General features: G+C 69.2%; 17 protein-coding genes. 12 read left to right on the top strand and 5 right to left on the bottom strand.

Translation table 11 applies throughout. The features are described from left to right. The first annotated feature begins 45 nt into the window (after positions 1–45). On the top strand, positions 46–1,383 hold the full coding sequence (locus HHAL_RS11510) for an ethylbenzene dehydrogenase-related protein (protein WP_041595697.1): 1,338 nt from the start codon (positions 46–48) through the stop codon (positions 1,381–1,383). Between the two features lie 24 nt (positions 1,384–1,407). Here the strand turns inward: HHAL_RS11510 and HHAL_RS11505 are convergent, their stop codons facing one another. Next, complete coding sequence (locus HHAL_RS11505) at positions 1,408–1,992, bottom strand: HNH endonuclease (RefSeq protein ID WP_011815063.1); 585 nt, start codon at positions 1,990–1,992, stop codon at positions 1,408–1,410. Positions 1,993–2,256: 264 nt separating this feature from the next. Between HHAL_RS11505 and HHAL_RS11500 the strand changes: the two genes are divergently transcribed. From HHAL_RS11500 to HHAL_RS11465, 8 genes are all read left to right on the top strand, one after another. Further along, the gene (locus HHAL_RS11500; protein WP_011815062.1) at positions 2,257–3,396 is read left to right on the top strand and encodes a Re/Si-specific NAD(P)(+) transhydrogenase subunit alpha; all 1,140 of its coding nucleotides are present in this window, start codon (positions 2,257–2,259) and stop codon (positions 3,394–3,396) included. Further along, complete coding sequence (locus HHAL_RS11495) at positions 3,393–3,692, top strand: NAD(P) transhydrogenase subunit alpha part 2 (RefSeq protein ID WP_011815061.1); 300 nt, start codon at positions 3,393–3,395, stop codon at positions 3,690–3,692. The genes HHAL_RS11500 and HHAL_RS11495 overlap by 4 nt, the downstream gene beginning before the upstream one ends. 2 nt (positions 3,693–3,694) lie before the next feature. Then, positions 3,695–5,089, top strand: coding sequence for an NAD(P)(+) transhydrogenase (Re/Si-specific) subunit beta (locus HHAL_RS11490; RefSeq protein ID WP_011815060.1), 1,395 nt, complete (start codon positions 3,695–3,697; stop codon positions 5,087–5,089). Between the two features lie 37 nt (positions 5,090–5,126). After that, positions 5,127–5,681 (top strand): TIGR02444 family protein, encoded by a 555-nt coding sequence (locus HHAL_RS11485; protein WP_144446144.1) that lies wholly within the window; start codon positions 5,127–5,129, stop codon positions 5,679–5,681. Beyond that, entirely contained in the window at positions 5,672–6,598 is a 927-nt protein-coding gene (locus HHAL_RS12795; RefSeq protein ID WP_011815058.1) for an ATP-dependent zinc protease family protein, read from the top strand. The genes HHAL_RS11485 and HHAL_RS12795 overlap by 10 nt, the downstream gene beginning before the upstream one ends. A 48-nt stretch (positions 6,599–6,646) precedes the next feature. Beyond that, positions 6,647–8,164 carry an inactive transglutaminase family protein gene (locus HHAL_RS11475; RefSeq protein ID WP_011815057.1) on the top strand — a complete coding sequence of 506 codons (1,518 nt, stop codon included), beginning with the start codon at positions 6,647–6,649 and terminating at the stop codon, positions 8,162–8,164. Continuing rightward, on the top strand, positions 8,161–9,123 hold the full coding sequence (locus tag HHAL_RS11470; RefSeq protein WP_011815056.1) for an alpha-L-glutamate ligase-like protein: 963 nt from the start codon (positions 8,161–8,163) through the stop codon (positions 9,121–9,123). The genes HHAL_RS11475 and HHAL_RS11470 overlap by 4 nt, the downstream gene beginning before the upstream one ends. 74 nt (positions 9,124–9,197) lie before the next feature. Further along, positions 9,198–10,637, top strand: coding sequence for a sodium/glutamate symporter (locus HHAL_RS11465; RefSeq protein WP_011815055.1), 1,440 nt, complete (start codon positions 9,198–9,200; stop codon positions 10,635–10,637). Positions 10,638–10,665: 28 nt separating this feature from the next. Here the strand turns inward: HHAL_RS11465 and HHAL_RS11460 are convergent, their stop codons facing one another. Continuing rightward, positions 10,666–11,250, bottom strand: coding sequence for a DNA-J related domain-containing protein (locus HHAL_RS11460; protein WP_011815054.1), 585 nt, complete (start codon positions 11,248–11,250; stop codon positions 10,666–10,668). Between HHAL_RS11460 and HHAL_RS11455 the strand changes: the two genes are divergently transcribed. Together HHAL_RS11455 and HHAL_RS11450 are read left to right on the top strand one after the other, a co-directional pair. Next, positions 11,249–13,504 carry a primosomal protein N' gene (locus HHAL_RS11455; protein ID WP_049751713.1) on the top strand — a complete coding sequence of 752 codons (2,256 nt, stop codon included), beginning with the start codon at positions 11,249–11,251 and terminating at the stop codon, positions 13,502–13,504. The two genes, HHAL_RS11460 and HHAL_RS11455, sit on opposite strands and share 2 nt — an antisense overlap. A 32-nt stretch (positions 13,505–13,536) precedes the next feature. Next, the gene (locus HHAL_RS11450) at positions 13,537–14,343 is read left to right on the top strand and encodes an ElyC/SanA/YdcF family protein (protein WP_011815052.1); all 807 of its coding nucleotides are present in this window, start codon (positions 13,537–13,539) and stop codon (positions 14,341–14,343) included. 4 nt (positions 14,344–14,347) lie between these two features. On the opposite strand, the gene rfaH is transcribed toward HHAL_RS11450, so the two are convergent. Together rfaH and HHAL_RS11440 are read right to left on the bottom strand one after the other, a co-directional pair. Continuing rightward, a complete protein-coding gene (gene rfaH, locus HHAL_RS11445) occupies positions 14,348–14,875 on the bottom strand; it encodes a transcription/translation regulatory transformer protein RfaH (protein WP_011815051.1) in 528 nt (175 codons plus the stop codon). Between the two features lie 40 nt (positions 14,876–14,915). Then, positions 14,916–15,173, bottom strand: a complete 258-nt coding sequence (locus HHAL_RS11440) for a zinc-finger domain-containing protein (RefSeq protein ID WP_187147862.1) — start codon at positions 15,171–15,173, stop codon at positions 14,916–14,918. A 91-nt stretch (positions 15,174–15,264) separates the two neighbouring features. Between HHAL_RS11440 and HHAL_RS11435 the strand changes: the two genes are divergently transcribed. Continuing rightward, positions 15,265–16,077: a hypothetical protein gene (locus tag HHAL_RS11435; RefSeq protein ID WP_041595188.1), complete on the top strand. Its 813-nt coding sequence runs from the start codon at positions 15,265–15,267 to the stop codon at positions 16,075–16,077. 18 nt (positions 16,078–16,095) lie between these two features. Here HHAL_RS11435 and HHAL_RS11430 read toward each other — a convergent pair whose 3' ends face one another. Beyond that, complete coding sequence (locus HHAL_RS11430) at positions 16,096–16,530, bottom strand: DUF2721 domain-containing protein (protein ID WP_011815048.1); 435 nt, start codon at positions 16,528–16,530, stop codon at positions 16,096–16,098. Between the last annotated feature and the right edge of the window lie 127 nt (positions 16,531–16,657).

The following is a 16,657-nucleotide window of genomic DNA, read 5'->3' as shown; positions in this document are numbered from 1 at the left end:
GGCGGACTGTTCGACAGCGTCCGGCTCTGGCGGGCGGCCTCGGCGCTGCTGGACGTCCGCCTGGACCCGGAGCAGCCCCTGGCATCGGACCCGGGACGGAATGTCTACATCCCGCCGCGCGGTGAACTCGAGCGCACCCTGCGCGTGGGCGCCGTCTACAACGATGACGAGATCCAGATCCGTTACGAGTTCGCCACCGAGGCCCCGTCCTGGTACCACCAATACTGGATCTACGAGGTGGAGGGGCGCGGGACCGGCGGCGAGTGGGTGCAATACGGCAGTGGCGGCCCGGAGCCCGATGAGCACGGCCTCTACGAGGATCGCATCTCCATGCTCCTCGACGATGGGGATCTGGGGCTCGATCGCTACGGCGGCTTCATGACCGCCCACGAGGGCATGCGCGGGCTCACCGGGGCCGCCGAGTCCGAGGAGGTCGAGGCCCATCCCCACCTGGGCGAGACCCTGGGGCGCTCGGACGTGCGCAAGTACATCCCCCAATCGCGGGAGGACGGGGACAACGGTGGCGCGGACTGGCAGGACGTGCGTGATGAGGCCGAGCTCGAGGCCATGCGCGAGCGGGGCGAGTTCCTCGACCTCTGGCAGTGGCGCGCCCACCGTTCCCACCCGCTGGGCTACGCCGACAACGGCTACGTCCTGGAGTACCGCCACAGCTCCGAGGGGCGGGGGATGTTCACCGACAACTGGGACGACGAGGCCGATCAGCCCCGTTGGATGTACGACCCGGACGAGGCGGGCTTCCGGGCCCTGGAGCGCGACCGGCTACTGGATGGTGCCTATGACCAGGACGATCTCTACTACCTGAGCGAGGGGCACGCCACCGACTTCGATCCGGACCACCACTGGGAGGACGGCGACGTCCTGCCCCAGCGCTTCCTGCAGGAGCCCGATGGGAGCCGTGGGGCGATCCGCGCCGCTGGCGGCTATGAGGACGGTGCCTGGCGGGTGCGCCTGACCCGCTCGCTCGAGGCGCCGGAGCCCACCGATAGCCACACCCTGGAGCCGGGCGGGGTCTACGACGTGGCCTTTGCCGTTCACGAGGGCGTGGGCCAGCGCTGGCACCGGGTCTCACTGCCGCAGACGCTCGCCCTGGCCGAGGAAGCGGCGGATGCGCCGGAGGCCGACATCGTGGCCACGCACACGGAGGGCGATCTGGACGATGCCGACGTGGAGTGGACTGAGGTCGGGTTGATCTACCCGGGGCAGATGACCTGGGACTGGCTCACCGATCGCAGCCCCGCCGGCCACCCCGGTGCCGGTCATGTCATCGGTGGTGAGCGCGCCATCGGCGACGAGCACCGGCTGCCAAGGTTGCAGGACTACCTGCTCTACGAGGAGCGCCGGCGCATCGATCAGCAGGACTGAACCGGCGGAGTCCGGGTGGGCGGGCTAGGGCTCGCGCACCCGCAGCGGGCTGCGGCGGGGAAAGTGCGACTTCAGGAACTCCATCTGGTCGGCGAGGATCCGCCGGCCCTGCAGGTAGACGTACTCCGCGTGGGTCGGGGTGAAGGGCACCGCGAGCAGCTCCATGCCCGCCGCCTCCGGAGTCCGGTCGCTCTTTTGGTTATTGCAGCGCTTGCAGGCGGTGACCACGTTGTTCCAGGTGTTGGCACCACCGCGGCTGACCGGGGTGACGTGATCGCGAGAGAGGTCGGAGGTGCGGAAGCGGCGGCCGCAGTAGAGGCAGAGGTGGGCGTCGCGGCGGAAGAGGGTCGGGTTGTTCAGGGGCGGCGTGTAGCCCGGACGACCCTTGAGCGATGCCTGTCGGGTTCCCTCGGTGGCGATGATCGAGTTCAGGTCGACGAACGATCGTCGTCCGGTGGCCGAGTTGTACCCGCCCCGGACCCGATAAAGGGTGCTACCGCAGGCGTAGGCCACCTGGCCGAGGTAGTAGTAGCGGACCGCCTCTTCGAAGCCGACCCACTCCAGCGGCATGCCGGATATGTCGGTGCGTAATATGCGATGTTCGAGCATTGCCCACCCCCCGGTGTCAGGCTAGGGCTTGCCCACTTATAGCCGGTTGGCACGCCTCTTGACAACAGTCTGCGAACGGGGTTGCGGTTTTGCCGCACCGCGGCGCCGCTTCACACCCCGGGGCCGATTCGCTAGCATCTGCCCGTTCGGCTGGGCGCGCGGCGATACCCGTGCGCCGTGATCCGGGTCGGGCTTCAGGCCTGCCCGGGCAGTCGTCACGGACCAACTAACGGCTAACAACTGCCGCAAACGGGGGATCAAACCATGGCCATCAAGGTTGCCGTGCCGAAGGAGACCCGGCCCGGCGAGCGGCGTGTCGCGCTCGTCCCTGGGGTCCTGAAGCAGTTCGGCAAACTCGGCGTAGAGCTGCTCCTGGAGACGGGAGCCGGTGAGGGCGCCGGGTTCGATGATGCCGATTATGAAGCCGGCGGTGTTCGCATCGTCCAGTCGCGCGACGAGTTGCTCAAGGAGGCCGATGTCCTGCTCAGCGTGCAGCCGCTGAGCGTCAAGGAGACCGGCCAGCTGAAGGAAGGGGCGGTGGTCATCAGCTTCCTGACGCCCCACGAAGGCGACGAGCGGATCCAGACGCTGTGCAAGCGCAAGGTGACCTCCTTCGCCATGGAGCTGGTGCCGCGGATCACCCGCGCCCAGTCCATCGACGCCCTCTCCTCCCAGGCGGCTGCCGCCGGTTATAAGGCCGCGCTCATCGCCGCCGAGCGCTCCCCGCGCTTCTTCCCCATGTTGACCACCGCGGCTGGTACCATCCGCCCGGCCAAGGCTGTGGTCGTCGGCGCCGGTGTGGCCGGCCTGCAGGCCATCGCCACCTGCCGCCGCCTGGGTGCCCAGGTCGAGGGCTACGATGTGCGCCCCGAGACCAAGGAGCAGGTGGAGTCGCTCGGCGCCAAGTTCATCGATACCGGCGTTTCGGCCGTCGGTGAGGGCGGGTACGCCCGTGAGCTGACCGCCGAGGAGCAGCAGCAGCAGGCCGAGGTGCTGGCCAACCATATCGCCAACGCCCACGTGGTGGTGACCACGGCGGCCATCCCCGGTCGGCCGGCGCCGAAGATCATCGACAAGGCGACGGTCGAGCGCATGGGCGGTGGTACGGTGATTGTCGACATGGCCGCCGAGACCGGTGGCAACTGCGAGGTCACCAAGGCCGGTAAGGACGTCACCCACAACGGCGTCCTGGTGGTCGGCCCGAAGAATCTCCCCGCCAGCGTCGCCGTCCACACCAGCGAGATGTACAGCAAGAACCTGTACAACCTGCTCACGCTGATGGTCGAGGAGGGGGACCTGACTCTGAACTGGGACGACCAGGTGATCGCGGATACCTGTCTGACCCACGACGGCCAGGTTCGCCACGGGGCCACCCGGGAGCGCCTGGAAGGAGGTAAGTCATGATCGAGGTCGGCGGGCTCGTCGCACTGTACGTCTTCATGCTCGCGGCGGTGGCTGGTTACGAGGTCATCACCCGGGTGCCGGTCATCCTGCATACGCCGCTGATGTCCGGTTCGAACTTCATCCACGGTATCGTCGTCGTCGGTGCCATGGTCGCTCTCGGTGTCGCTGAGACGCCGCTGGAGCAGGCCATCGGCTTTGTCGCCGTGCTGCTCGGCGCCGCCAACGCCGTCGGCGGCTACGTCGTCACCGAGCGGATGCTCGACATGTTCAAGAGCAGCAAGAAGGAGGACGGCTGAACATGAGTGTCGTAGTCCAACTCAGTTACTTCGTCGCCTCCGTCCTGTTCATCTTCGGCCTCAAGGCCATGAGCTCGCCGGTGACGGCGCGCAAGGGCGTGATGTGGGCCGGGGTCGGCATGGTCGTGGCCACGGTGGCCACCTTCGCCCACCCGAGCGTGGGGATGGAGAACCTCTCCCTGATCCTCATCGCCATCGTCCTCGGTGGCGCCTTCGCCTGGTACACGGCGCTCAAGGTGCAGATGACCGAGATGCCGCAGATGGTGGCGGTCTACAACGGCCTCGGTGGCGGCTCCGCCGGTGCCATCGCCGCGGTCTCTCTGCTCCAGGGCGCCCGCGCCGACGAGGGCTCGGTGGCTGCGGCCATGGGCTCCGATGCGGCTGTGCTCGGCCTGCTCGGTGCGGTGATCGGTTCGGTGGCCTTCTCCGGCTCGATGATCGCCTGGGCCAAGCTGGATGACCGGCTGAAGAAGTCGACCCTGGTCGAGAACCACCAGTGGTGGAACGTGGCCCTGGCCGCAGCGACCCTGCTGCTGGCGATCTGGGTGTTCCACACCGGATCCGGCTTCCCGATCCTGCTCTTCTTCATCGCCGCGCTGGCGCTGGGCATCTTTATCACCGTGCCCATCGGCGGTGCCGACATGCCCGTGGTCATCTCCCTGTTCAACGCCCTCACTGGCCTGGCCGTGGGCTTCAAGGGCTACGTCCTGGGCAACCTGGCGCTGATCATCGCCGGTACGGTGGTGGGTGCTGCGGGCATGCTGCTGACCGTCCTCATGGCCAAGGCCATGAACCGTTCGCTGATGAACATCCTGTTCAGCGGCTTCGGTGCTGCCCCGGCTGCCGCCGAGTCGGAGACCGAGGGCGAGATGAAGGAGGTCGGGCCCGCCGACGGCGCCTACATGATGGGCTACGCCGACCGCGTGATCATCGTGCCGGGTTACGGTCTGGCCGTGGCGCAGGCCCAGCACAAACTCTGGGAGATGGTCGAGCTGCTGCAGAAGCACGACGTGGACGTGAAGTTCGCCATCCACCCGGTGGCCGGCCGCATGCCGGGTCACATGAACGTGCTCCTCGCCGAGGCCGGCGTGCCCTACGACATGATCTACGACATGGACGAGATCAACGAGGAGTTCGAGGACACGGACGTGGTGCTGATCATCGGTGCCAACGACGTGGTCAACCCGGCCGCCCGCGAGGACGAGGGCAGTGCCATCTACGGCATGCCGATCCTCAACGTGGACTACGCCGACCAGGTCTTGGTGGTCAAGCGTGGCCGCGGGGCCGGCTTCTCCGGTGTGGAGAACAAGCTGTTCTTCCGCGACAATACCCGCATGGTCTTCGGCGACGCCCAGAAGGTGGTCTCCGAGATGGTTCAGACTGTGAAGGGTATGTAAGCCGGCCCTGGGCCGGTCTGCTGGAGGCAACGGGTTGTTGGATGAGTCCGAGCGGCTTTGGCGCTTCGCCGAGGATATCTACGCCAGGCCGGGCGTTGAGGCCGCATGCCTCAAGCTCCAGGCCCGTTACGGGCTGTCCATATCGCTCCTCCTGGCCGCCGTCTGGAGCGGCCTGGAGGGGCGGGGGCGGCTCGGTGTCTCCAGTGCAGAAGGTGCCATTCGCCGGGGCCAGGAGTGGGATCGAGAGGTCATCGCCCCGCTCCGGGCCCTGCGGCGTCACCTCAAGCTGCATCCGCCCCGCGATCTGGCGGATGACAACCACGAGCTTCGCAAGCAGCTGATCGCCGCCGAGCTTCGCGCCGAGGCGATCGAGCAGAAGCTGTTCCTTCAAGACCTGCCTGCGGACCTTCCCGCCGCCGCGGAGAGCGAACGCTGGCGCGACGCCGCCTGGAATGCCGGTGTGGTGGTGCGCCGCAAGTGTCCGACCTGCGATCCGGAAGCGGTCTCAGCGATTGCCCGGATCCTCTGCGAGGCGTGCGACGAGCTCGGGAACGAAACCGCAACCCAAGAGGTCCGAAGGGTATGGCCGTGATGAATTCGCCGCGCGCCGCCATCCTGGCGGCGGGTGGTCTGCTGCTCACTGCCGGCTGTGCGGCCCCGGATTACCTGCTCATCGAAGAAGCTGAGACGGAGCGCTTCGAACAGCGTTTCGACGGCGTGGATGAGCGTCTGGAGGCCCTGGCCGACGCCCACGAGCAGTCCCAACGAGTAGCGCGCGAGGCGCAGCTGGCGCGGATCGCCGGTGCCATGGAGGCACAGACGGCGAACCGCTGGCTGGTGCCGCTGCGCCCCGTTGATCTGGGCGAGTCGGACTGCCCGGAGCCGAGCTGTCCCGACGACCAGCTCCAGTCCGATCAGGAGCTCAGTGCCGACGGCATGCTCGTCTTCGGCGAGATTGAGGAGCTCCAGCTGGATCCGCCCGGGCTGCTCTTCGATGCCCGGATCGATACTGGTGCCTCGACCTCCTCCGTGGATGCCCGCGAGATCGAAGAGTTCGAACGCGACGGCGACCCCTGGGTTCGCTTCGAGATGATCCACCCGGAGGGCGATGGCCGGATCGCCATCGAGCGTCCCAAGGTGCGCAGCGCCAGCATCGTCCAGGCCTCCGGGGAGGAATCTCGGCCGGTGGTGGAACTGCACGTGACCATCGGTGAGTTCTCCGAGGTGGCCGAATTCACCCTGACCGACCGCAGCCACCTGACCTTTCCGGTGCTGATCGGGCGCGATGTGCTGCGCGACGTGGCCGTGGTGGATGTCGGCCTGGAGCGCGCCACCGAGCCCATGACCCCGGATGACGACGACCTCGACGCCATCGACGCCGATGACCATGTCGAGGAGATTCCGGAGGACGAGGACGAGGACGACGAGGAGACCGAAGACGACGACGGGGACGAGAACGGTGACGATGACGAGGCGGGGGAGAACGAGGATGACGGCGAGGACGAGTAGGCGGGCCGGGCGGTCCGCCGCGGCGTGAGGGACTCGAGGGGTGCGGTTGTGACTGCCCGTAGGGTCTTCTTCGCGCTGGTGGCGCTGCTGATCATCGTGGGGACCGCCACCGCTGCGTGGCGCTACATCGACACCGGCGTGCCCTTCGTGCCCGGTGCCCAGAAGCCGGTCTGGCTGGTCGAAGCGCGGATCGACTTCGAGGCCCAGGGCGACTCCGTGCTGGTCAGCTTCAACGTGCCCGATCGTCCCCCGGGGTTCGAGCTCTCGCTCGAGCACACCGCATCCCCCGGTTACGGCTTCTCCACCGTGGAGCAGGACGGCGTGGTCCGCGGCGAGTGGACGATCGCCGAGGCCGAGGGCGAGCAGACGCTCTACTACAAGGTGCACGCGACGCCCGACGGCTCCGACCACCGCGACCGGCCGCTGGAAGAGCCGCCCGGTGAGCCGGCCTCGCCCAATTGGTCCGGGGCGGAGGAGACCGCCGCCGAGCAGATCCTCGAGCGTGCCCGGGAGACCTCCGCCAGCCCGCAGAGCCTGGCGCGCCAGCTGATCTACGCCTTCGGCACCGGCCGGGACGGCGCCGCCGACCTGCTGCTGGATAACTATGACCGCGCCGAGGTGATCGAGCGGCTGCTCCACGACGCCGGCGTGCCGGCGCGGACCTCGCTGGCCCTGGAGTTGGAGGATGGGCGGCGCAACCAGACGCCGGTGCAGCTCGTGGAAATCTTCGTCGACGACCACTGGCTGCCGTTCGATCTGACCACGGGGCAGCAGGGGGTCGACGACGACGTTCTGCTCTGGCACCGCGGCGGGGCCTCGCTCATCGACCTGTTCGGCGGACAGAACGCCCGGGTGGCTTTCTCCATGAACCGCCAGAGTGTGCCGGCGGAACAGCTGGCGCAGATGGAGGAGGCGTCCGGGGTGATGAGCGTGCTCAGCGTGCATCAGCTGCCCATCGAGCAGCAGACCGCGTTCAAGCTCCTGCTCCTGCTGCCTTTGGGCGCCCTGGTGACGGTCTTCCTGCGCATCATCGTCGGTATCCGCACCTCGGGGACATTCATGCCGGTGCTGATCGCTCTGGCCTTCCTGCAGACGGAGTTGGTCGCCGGGCTGATCAGCTTCGTCGGCATCGTCGCCCTGGGCCTGCTGCTGCGCGGCTACCTATCGCGGCTGAACCTGCTGCTGGTTGCGCGCATCGCCACGGTCATCGTGATCGTGGTCTTCATGATCGGCCTGTTGAGTCTGCTCGGCTATCAGCTCGGCTTTGCCACCGGCATGACCCTGGCGTTCTTCCCGATCATCATCATCGCCTGGACCATCGAGCGCATGTCCATCCTCTGGGAGGAGGAGGGGGCCCGCGAGGTGCTCACTCAGGGCACCGGGAGCCTGGTGGTGGCACTGGCCGCGTACCTGCTCATGAGCCGCCCGCTGGCCGAGCATCTGACCTTCAACTTCCCCGAACTCAACCTGGTGGTGGTGGCGCTGATCATGCTCATGGGGCAGTACACCGGGTACCGGCTGGTGGAGCTCAAGCGCTTTAGTGCCTTCCGGGAGGCCTCGGGATGATCCTCCGCCGGTACTGGCGTACCGCCCGGCGCCTGCGGCAGGCCGGGATCCTGGGGATGAACCGGCGCAACGTCCACTACATCGGCCAGTACAATGACCGCCGGCTCTACCCCCTGGTCGACGACAAGCTGCGTACCAAGCTGTTGGCGGAGGAGCACCAGGTCGGCACGCCATCGCTGCGCTTCACCATCCGCCATCAGCACGAGGTGCGCGATCTGGCCCAGCGTCTCGAAGGGGTCGACGAGTTCGTCATCAAGCCGGCCAAGGGGGCCGGTGGCAAGGGCATCCTGGTGGTGACCGGCCGCCGCGGTGACCGCTTTCTCACCAGCGGCGAGCGCGAATTGACCCTGCAGGACCTGCAGCGCCACGTCTCCAACACCCTGGCCGGTCTGCACTCGCTGGCCGGCATGCCGGATGCGGCGGTGTTTGAGGACCGCATCCGCCTCGACCCGCGCTTCGAGGCCCTCTCCTACGAGGGCATCCCGGACATCCGGGTCTTGGTCTTCCTCGGCTATCCGGTGATGGCCATGCTGCGTCTCTCCACGCGGGACTCCCAGGGCAAGGCCAATCTCCACCAGGGGGCGGTGGGGGTCGGGCTGGATATCGCCACCGGCCGCTGCGCCCACGCGGTGCAGTACGACCAGCGGGTCTATCAGCACCCGGACACCGGGGTCACGCTGGACGCCATCGATATCCCCGACTGGCGCTCGCTGCTGGAGCTGGCCGCCCGGTGTCAGGAGATGAGCGGCCTCGGTTACCTGGGGGCCGACCTGGTCCTGGACCGTGATCGTGGCCCGCAGCTGCTGGAACTCAACGCCCGCCCTGGCCTGTCGGTGCAGATCGCCAACGGTTGCGGGCTGCTGCCCCGTCTGCGCGCCGTCGAAGCCCTGGAGCGCCGGCACCATACGCCCGAGGAGCGGGTCGCCTGGGCGATGGAGCAGTTCGCCGCCGGTACCTAAGGGCCTCTCCCTCTGGCCCTGAGGGGCGCGGCCCTCGTAGGATGCGGGGTCGTGTCAAACGGGGGTGACTCACGATGGCCGTTGCCGAGATCCTGCTCGCCATCCTGCTGCTCTGCCTGCTGGTCCTGGCCAGCGCGGTGCTGCGGGCTTACACACTCTGGGCGCGGAGGCTGTTCCTGCCCGCCTCGATCATCGCCGGTGCCGCGGGGCTGCTGCTGGGCCCGGAGGTGCTGGGCCGTTTCATGGACAGCCCGTTCGAGGACGGGGCGGGCCTCTTCCCGGACTACGTCTATCAGACCTGGTCGGCCATCCCCGGCCTGCTGATCAGCGTGGTCTTCGCCGCACTGTTTCTCGGCAAGCCGTTGCCCGGGGTGCGCGAGATCTGGCTGCGGGCCGGTCCCCAGGTGGTGGTCGGGCAGACCATGGCGTGGGGGCAGTACGTGGTCGGTATCCTGCTGGCGCTGTTGGTGTTGACGCCGGTCTTCGGTCTCAGCCCCATGGCCGGCGCGTTGATCGAGATCGGCTTCGAAGGTGGCCACGGCACGGCCGCCGGGATGGCCGGGACCTTTGAGGATCTGGGCTTCGCCGCCGGTGCGGACCTGGCCCTGGGGCTGGCCACGGTGGGTCTGGTCGGTGGCGTCGTGGTCGGTACCATCCTGATCAACCTGGCGGTGCGCCGGGGGATTATCGACAACCCGGAGAACGGTCACGGGCCGGGTGGCGACCAGGATCGCTTCAGCGAGCGCGAGCTCTACGTGCTGCGCCGCGACCGCCAGCAGGAGAGTCAGACCACCGATCCGCTCACCGTCCACCTCGGCCTGGTGGCCCTGGCGGTCGTCCTGGGGTGGGGCATGCTCTCGGCCCTGCAGTGGTTCGAGGCGGTGACCTGGGCCCGGGACGGCGGTGTCGAGATCCTCCAGCACGTGCCGCTGTTCCCCATGGCCATGCTCGGCGGCGTATTGCTCCAGGTGCTCATCACCCGGGCCGGCTACGCCGAGTACGTATCGGAACGGACCATGTCGCGGATCTCCGGCACGGCACTGGATTTCACCATCGTGGCCGCCCTGGCCACCCTGTCGCTGACCGCCCTGGGTGAGCACCTGGTGCCTTTCCTGCTGCTCGCCGCCACGGGGATCGCCTGGTCGCTGTTCGTGCTGGTGGTGATCGCCCCGCGGGTCATCCCCTTCGACTGGTTCGAGCGTGGTGTGGGGGACTTCGGTCAATCGATGGGCGTGACGGTCACCGGCGTGCTGCTCATGCGCATGGCCGACCCCAATAACCGCTCCGGCGCCCTGGAGAGCTTCGGCTACAAGCAGCTGCTCTTTGAGCCCATCGTCGGCGGTGGGTTGTTCACCGCTGCGTCGCTGCCCTTGATCTACCAGTTCGGGCCGGTTCCGGTGCTGATCCTGGCCGCGGTCATCACCCTGGCCTGGCTCGCCCTGGGCTTCCTCTACTTCGGCCGCATGGTGCCGGACCGCGGGCGCGGGCGTCTGCGGCCCACGGCGCGGGGCTGACTGGATGGGCCGGACCGCGCGGGGCGGGTCAGCGGGCCATCAGGCGCTGGTAAGCGTCGTTGATCCGCTGCAGGGTGGCGGTATCGCCGCCGCGGTCCGGGTGGTGGCGCATGGCCAGGCGGCGGTAGCGGCGCCGGATCTCGCTCGGTCGGGCGCCGGGCGAGAGCCCCAACTCGGCCAGGTCCGCATCCCGATCCCCCGCGCCCAGGGTTCGGCACAGCCCGTCGGCGATCAGCCGTTCGACGGCGGCGTTGTCCATGCCCTCCAGGTTCGTCGGATCGAGGTAGAAGGCGGCCAGGGGGTCGCCGTCGATCAGCTCGCCACCGGTGGACGCCTGCCCCGGCAGGCGGCGCAGGCGGATGCACAGGCAGTGGATCTCCAGCCCCAGTCCGGCCTCGGCCAATGCCGCGCGCAGGCGGTAAAGGGCGTGGAACAGAAGGAAGTGGGCCCGGTAGAGGGCAGCCGGCTGGCCGCGTTCGCCCTGGGTGAAGAGCGGGTGCCCGGCCTCGGCCAACCGATCCATCAGCGCCATCTCGGTGATGCCCTGCGGGTGGGCGTGGAGGATCGGCTCGACGGCGGCCTGCAATTCGGTGATGGCGGTTTCCGGCTCCATGGCTGACGACTCTAGCGTGCCTCCCCAGGGCGGTCACCCCCAAGGGGCGGGCGCGCCGCCCATCCTTCAGGTGGCGGTGCCCCGTCCCCTGCAAGAGGCGCTGGACTATCGACCACCCCCCGGCGCCTGGCCGGCTGAACCGGTGGGGTGCCGGGTCGAGGTCCCCCTGGGCCGCAGCCGCGCGGTGGGTATTGTGGTGGCGGTTCGCCACAGCTCGGATCTACCGGCATCGCGCTTGCGCGCCGCCAGCGCCTGGGTGGATGAGCAGCCGCTGCTCGATACGGAACTGCTGGAGACGCTCACCTGGGCGGCGCGCTACTACCGCTATCCGCTGGGCACAGCCCTGGCTACCGCGCTGCCGGGCCCACTGCGTCAGGGCCGGCCGGCCCGAAGGGCCGTGGCCTGGTGGCGCCTGGACGCGCGGCTGCACGAGGACGATCGTGCGGTGCGCCGGGCGCCGCGGCAGGCAGAGCTGCGCCGCCGACTGCTGGCATCGGGGGGCGCGGCGCCATACGCGTTGCTGGTGGCGGAGCAGCCGGCCTGGCAGCGGGCCGGCCGCCTCCTTGAGCAGGCCGGTCTGCTCCACCGCGAGTATCACCCGGCCCAGGCCGAGGGCAGCGCGGACCGGACGCCGCGCCCCGGGCCGGAGCTCGACGCCGACCAACAGCAGGCCCTGGAGTGCATGCTCGCCGCCGACGGCTACGCGGCCTTCCTGCTTGAGGGCGTGACCGGCAGCGGCAAGACCGAGGTCTATCTGCAGACGGCCGCTCGGGCCCTGGCGGCGGGGCGGCAGGTGCTCATCCTGGTGCCCGAGATCGGCCTGGCCCCGCAGTTCCTGGAGCGTCTGCGCGAGCGCCTGAGCGGCTCGGTGGTTGTGCTCCATTCCGGGCTGTCCGGCACCGACCGTGCCGAGGCCTGGCTGGCGGCCCGAGACGGCGACGCGGCGGTGATCCTGGGGACCCGCTCGGCGATCTTCACCCCGCTGCCCCGTCCGGGACTGATCGTGGTCGACGAGGAGCACGACCCTTCGCTGGCCCAGCAGGACGGCTTCCGCTATTCGGCGCGGGATCTGGCCGTGCTGCGGGCTCGCACCCTGGATGTGCCGGTGGTACTCGGCTCTGCGACCCCGTCGCTGGAGTCGCTGCACAATGCCCGCGGCGCTCGGTATACCCATCTGCGCCTGCCCCATCGGGCGGGGCTGGCCCGCGCTCCGAGTGTGCAGCTGGTCGACATCCGCAGCCGCCGCCTCGTCGGCGGCATTTCGGCACCGCTGCAGGAGGCGGTGCGCCGGCACCTGGATGCCGGGTCGCAGGTCCTGTTGTTCCTCAACCGGCGCGGATACGCCCCGGTGCTGATCTGCCACGCCTGTGGCTGGGTCGCCGGGTGCCACCGCTGCGATGCGCGGCTGACCTACCACCGCAGCCGCGCCCAGCTGCGCTGCCACCACTGCGGCCATACCGCGCGCGTGCCCGCGGCCTGTCCGGAGTGCGGCGAGGCCGACCTGCGTCCCTTGGGGCCGGGGACGGAACGCCTTGAGGAGGCGCTCGCCGAGCTCTTCCCCGGGGTGGGCCAGCTGCGGATTGATCGGGATACCACCCGCCGCCGCGGAGCGTTAGAGGCCCAGCTGGCGGCGGCGCACCGCGGCGACGCGCAACTGCTCATCGGCACGCAGATGCTCGCCAAGGGGCACCACCTGCCGGCGGTCACCCTGGTGGCGGTGATCGACGTCGATCAGGGGCTGTTCGGTGCGGACTTCCGGGCCACCGAGCGGTTGGCCCAGCTGGTCGTGCAGGTGGCCGGGCGTGCCGGGCGTGGGGAGCAGCCCGGCGAGGTGTTACTGCAGACGCGCCACCCGGAGCACCCGATGTTGCGCACGCTGCTGGAGCGCGGCTATCCGGCCTTTGCCGAGGCGCACCTGGCCGAGCGCCAGGCGGCCGGACTGCCGCCCTATGCGGCGCTGGCCCTGTTGCGCGCCGAGTCGGTGCACGCCGACGCCCCCTATCTGTTCCTTGAGTCGGCGGCGCAGTATGGTCGAAGCCGGCTCGGGAAGGGGGGCGGGGTGGAGCTGCTCGGCCCGGTGCCGGCCCCCATGGAGCGGCGGGAAGGTCGCCACCGGGCGCAGCTGATGGTCCGTGCCGAGCGGCGCATCGACCTGCAGCGCTTCCTGGTGGCGTGGAGCGGTGGGCTCGGCAGCCTGGAGGGGGCCCGACAGGTTCGCTGGTCGCTTGACGTGGATCCGGTGGAGATGGTCTGAATCCCGATTTCCGGGACAGGGAGGGTCGAGACGTGTTCGTGATCAGCAAACTGGCCGGTGCCGTGCTGATGCCGCTGAGCCTGCTGGTGCTGGCCGGTATCCTCGGCGTGATCCTGCTCTTGACCCGCTACTGGCGCTGGGGCCGGGGGGTGCTGATCGGCACCGTGGTGGCCCTCTACCTGGCCAGTTGGGAGCCCACCGCCAGCCGTTTGCTGGCCCCGCTGGAGCAGCGCTACCCGGCGCTGCTCGACCCGGCCGGGGTGGCCGAGACGCAGGGGCCGGTGACCGACATCGTGGTCCTCGGCCACGGCCATCGGCTCGACCCGCAGCTGCCCATTACCGCCCAGGCCAACGCCGACGGCGTGACCCGCGTCCTCGAAGGGGTCCGCCTGCAGCGCCACTTCCCCGACAGCACCCTATGGCTGACCGGCGGCGCGGTCCGGGGCGATACCCCCAATTCCGAAGTCCTCTACCGACTGATGGGCGAGGTGGGCCTCGATGCCGGCGCCGTCGAGCGCCTGGCGGAACCGCGCAATACCGCCGAGGAGGCCCAGGCGGTGGCTGAGCGGCTGACCGACGATGCCGGCACGATCATCCTGGTGACCGAGGCCTCGCACATGCCGCGGGCCATGGGGCTGTTCCGGGGGCAGGAGCTGGAGCCGATCCCGGCCCCTACGCGGCACCGCGTGCGGGCCCACGAGCCCGATGCCGGGACGCACCCGGGCCACGGGGTGCGTCCCTCGGTGCACGCCCTGCACATGACCAAGCGCGCCTTCCACGAGTACCTGGGGATGGCCTGGGGGCGGATGCGCGGGCAGATCCCCGCCGCCGAGGACTGACGGCTCAGGCGCGCTCGATCTGGTGCTGCGAGACGGTCAGGGTGGTGTGCTGCCCGGCGACGTCGAGCAGGATCATGACGCGCTCGTCGCTGCGAGAGGCGCGGAAGATCCCCTCGTAGGACTGGAACGGGCCATCGAGGACGCGGACCCGCTCGCCCGGCTGCAGCGGTTCGGGGGCCAGGTCGCAGTGACCGTCCTCGATGCGCGCCCGGATGGTATCCACCAGCCCGTCCGGCACGCGGGCCGGCCAGGTGCCGAAGCGCACCAGCCCGCTGACGCCGGTGGTGGAGCGGATCGGGCTCCAGTCCTCGAGCCCCGCGGCCAGGCGGATGAACAGATAACGCGGGAACATCGGCTCGATGACCGTCTGATAGCGGCGCTGACGCCGCCGCCGGAACCGCGCCATAGGCAGGAAACAGCGGAACCCCTGGTGGTCCAGATTCCACCACGCCCGCTCCTCCTGGCGTGGCTTGCTATAGACGAGATACCAGGCGTCGGAACGCCCGAACTCCTCGAAGTCTTCCGCTTGCATCGTGCACTCCGCCCGCTACCGGGCTGCCAGGCCGGTCGGCCTATTTCCACTCCCGATGACCGCCGATCTCGACGGCGAGCCGGTCGTCATCCTTGAGGACGTAGGTGGCACCGCAATAGGGACAGATCATGCTGCCGGTCTCGTGGACGGGCAGGTAGACCCGCGGGTGGGAGTTCCACAGATACATGCCGGGCAACGGGCAGCAGACCGGCAGGTCCTTGGCAGTGACCTCGTAGCGGTTTGCCGCATTCGGCTGCACCAGATCTGTGCGTTCGTGGGTCTGGGGGTCGGGCACCATGCTCTCCCGCTTGGCTGTTAACCGTACTGCCGATTGTAACCGACGACGGCACAACGTAGGCTATTACCAACAGTCCACCCGGGTCTGCCTCGTGAGTCAAGAGACACCGCCCCCCAATCGCATCCAGCTGCTTCGCACCCAGCTCTGGGCGTGGGCCGGCGAGACCGGTTACCGCGAGGCGGTGCGGGTCGGTGCGCCGCGCTCCCGGGAATCGGTGCCGGTGGTCGATCTGGTGCACGAGGAGCCGGCGGTGGCCCTGGCCACCCTGCTCGGCCTGCTGGAGCAGGACCGCTTCGAGGCGCCGGTGCTGCTCATTGAACGCGGCCTGGACCGCTCCGGCACCCCGTTCCTGCACCACGAGAATGCCACCGCAGCCCTGGGAGCCACCTGCGTCAGCCTAAAGGGCCGCTCGGGCACCGGGTCTGGCGAGGGGCCGGACCTGCTCGGCGATCTCCTCGGGGTGTGGCTGATCGGCGCCGTGGCCGACTTCCCCGAGGCCCACGAGGCGTATCTGCGCGACCTGGCCCGGGGGATGGGGCCGGCCATGGTCCCCCAGGGATGGGCGGGTACCCTCCTGCACGCCAGTCCTGCCGGGAGCGACGCGCGCGAGAGCCTGGTGGTGGGACTGATCCACGAGGCGGTGGTCGAGCGTGCCCCCGGGGCCACACTGCGCACCGTCGGGCATGCGCTGTCCGTGCTCGATGGGGCGGGCGGGGCCGAGCACGCGGTGGCCTGGCGCCGTGCCCTAGCCTTCGTCGTCGGCGCCGAACTCCATCTCCACCCCGCCGGCCGGCTGCACTCCGAGTTTTACGCCCACCTCGATGCGCCGGCCAGTCGTCACCGTTCCGCCGTGCTGTTCATCCAGCAGGAGGCCATTCCGGCCTACCATTCGGTGGGCGACTGACGCGCCACACCCGGGTCGTCAACGGCCCTCTTCCTCGTGGCGGTTCTCCAGATCCCGGAGCTGGACGTGCAGTGCGCCCACCGAGATCTGCAGCTCGCGCAGGGACAGCCCCAGCGAGGCCAGCATCAGCAACAGGCTGATGGTGAACAGGACCTTGCCCAGGAGCATCGATCCGACGAACAGGACCAGCATGCACAGCACGCAGAAGAACAGGCTGGCCACCCCGGCGACCTGCATGTTGCGGATCAACAGGACCCGTTTGCGCAGGTTCTCGATCTGGGTGCGCAGGCAGACGTCGTGGGTGGACCGGTACTTCGACTCCAGGTCGCGGATCAGGGAGGCCAGCCCCATGAAGCGGTTGGTGTAGGCGAGCAGCAGCAGCGAGATGGCGGGGAAGAGCAGTGCCGGGGTGGAGAGGGTCAGTTCGGCAGTCGGCTCGGGTGTCTGGAACATCCGCGGGCCCTCCGGTGGGGTGACGGACTCCCCATGATACGGACACGCGCTGCGCCTGACACCTCGGCGCCCCGGCTTCTGTCGGCTGGGCCGGCGCGGCTATAATCCCCGACCTGTACACCGACAG

It is taken from the genome of Halorhodospira halophila SL1 (assembly GCF_000015585.1).
In the GTDB taxonomy this organism is placed as follows: Bacteria; Pseudomonadota; Gammaproteobacteria; order Nitrococcales; family Halorhodospiraceae; genus Halorhodospira; species Halorhodospira halophila.
Note: the sequence above shows the minus strand (reverse complement) of the source record. Positions and strands in the feature narration are given on the sequence as shown.

What these genes read in the sequence shown, in the direction of transcription:
- HHAL_RS11440 (WP_187147862.1), bottom strand. Translation starts at nt 15,173, where the DNA reads ATGGTGCCCGACCCCCAGACCCACGAACGCACAGATCTGGTGCAGCCG.
- rfaH (WP_011815051.1), bottom strand. Translation starts at nt 14,875, where the DNA reads ATGCAAGCGGAAGACTTCGAGGAGTTCGGGCGTTCCGACGCCTGGTAT.
- HHAL_RS11470 (WP_011815056.1), top strand. Translation starts at nt 8,161, where the DNA reads ATGATCCTCCGCCGGTACTGGCGTACCGCCCGGCGCCTGCGGCAGGCC.
- HHAL_RS11495 (WP_011815061.1), top strand. Translation starts at nt 3,393, where the DNA reads ATGATCGAGGTCGGCGGGCTCGTCGCACTGTACGTCTTCATGCTCGCG.
- HHAL_RS11500 (WP_011815062.1), top strand. Translation starts at nt 2,257, where the DNA reads ATGGCCATCAAGGTTGCCGTGCCGAAGGAGACCCGGCCCGGCGAGCGG.
- HHAL_RS11465 (WP_011815055.1), top strand. Translation starts at nt 9,198, where the DNA reads ATGGCCGTTGCCGAGATCCTGCTCGCCATCCTGCTGCTCTGCCTGCTG.
- HHAL_RS12795 (WP_011815058.1), top strand. Translation starts at nt 5,672, where the DNA reads ATGGCCGTGATGAATTCGCCGCGCGCCGCCATCCTGGCGGCGGGTGGT.
- HHAL_RS11460 (WP_011815054.1), bottom strand. Translation starts at nt 11,250, where the DNA reads ATGGAGCCGGAAACCGCCATCACCGAATTGCAGGCCGCCGTCGAGCCG.
- HHAL_RS11455 (WP_049751713.1), top strand. Translation starts at nt 11,249, where the DNA reads ATGGCTGACGACTCTAGCGTGCCTCCCCAGGGCGGTCACCCCCAAGGG.
- HHAL_RS11490 (WP_011815060.1), top strand. Translation starts at nt 3,695, where the DNA reads ATGAGTGTCGTAGTCCAACTCAGTTACTTCGTCGCCTCCGTCCTGTTC.
- HHAL_RS11505 (WP_011815063.1), bottom strand. Translation starts at nt 1,992, where the DNA reads ATGCTCGAACATCGCATATTACGCACCGACATATCCGGCATGCCGCTG.
- HHAL_RS11430 (WP_011815048.1), bottom strand. Translation starts at nt 16,530, where the DNA reads ATGTTCCAGACACCCGAGCCGACTGCCGAACTGACCCTCTCCACCCCG.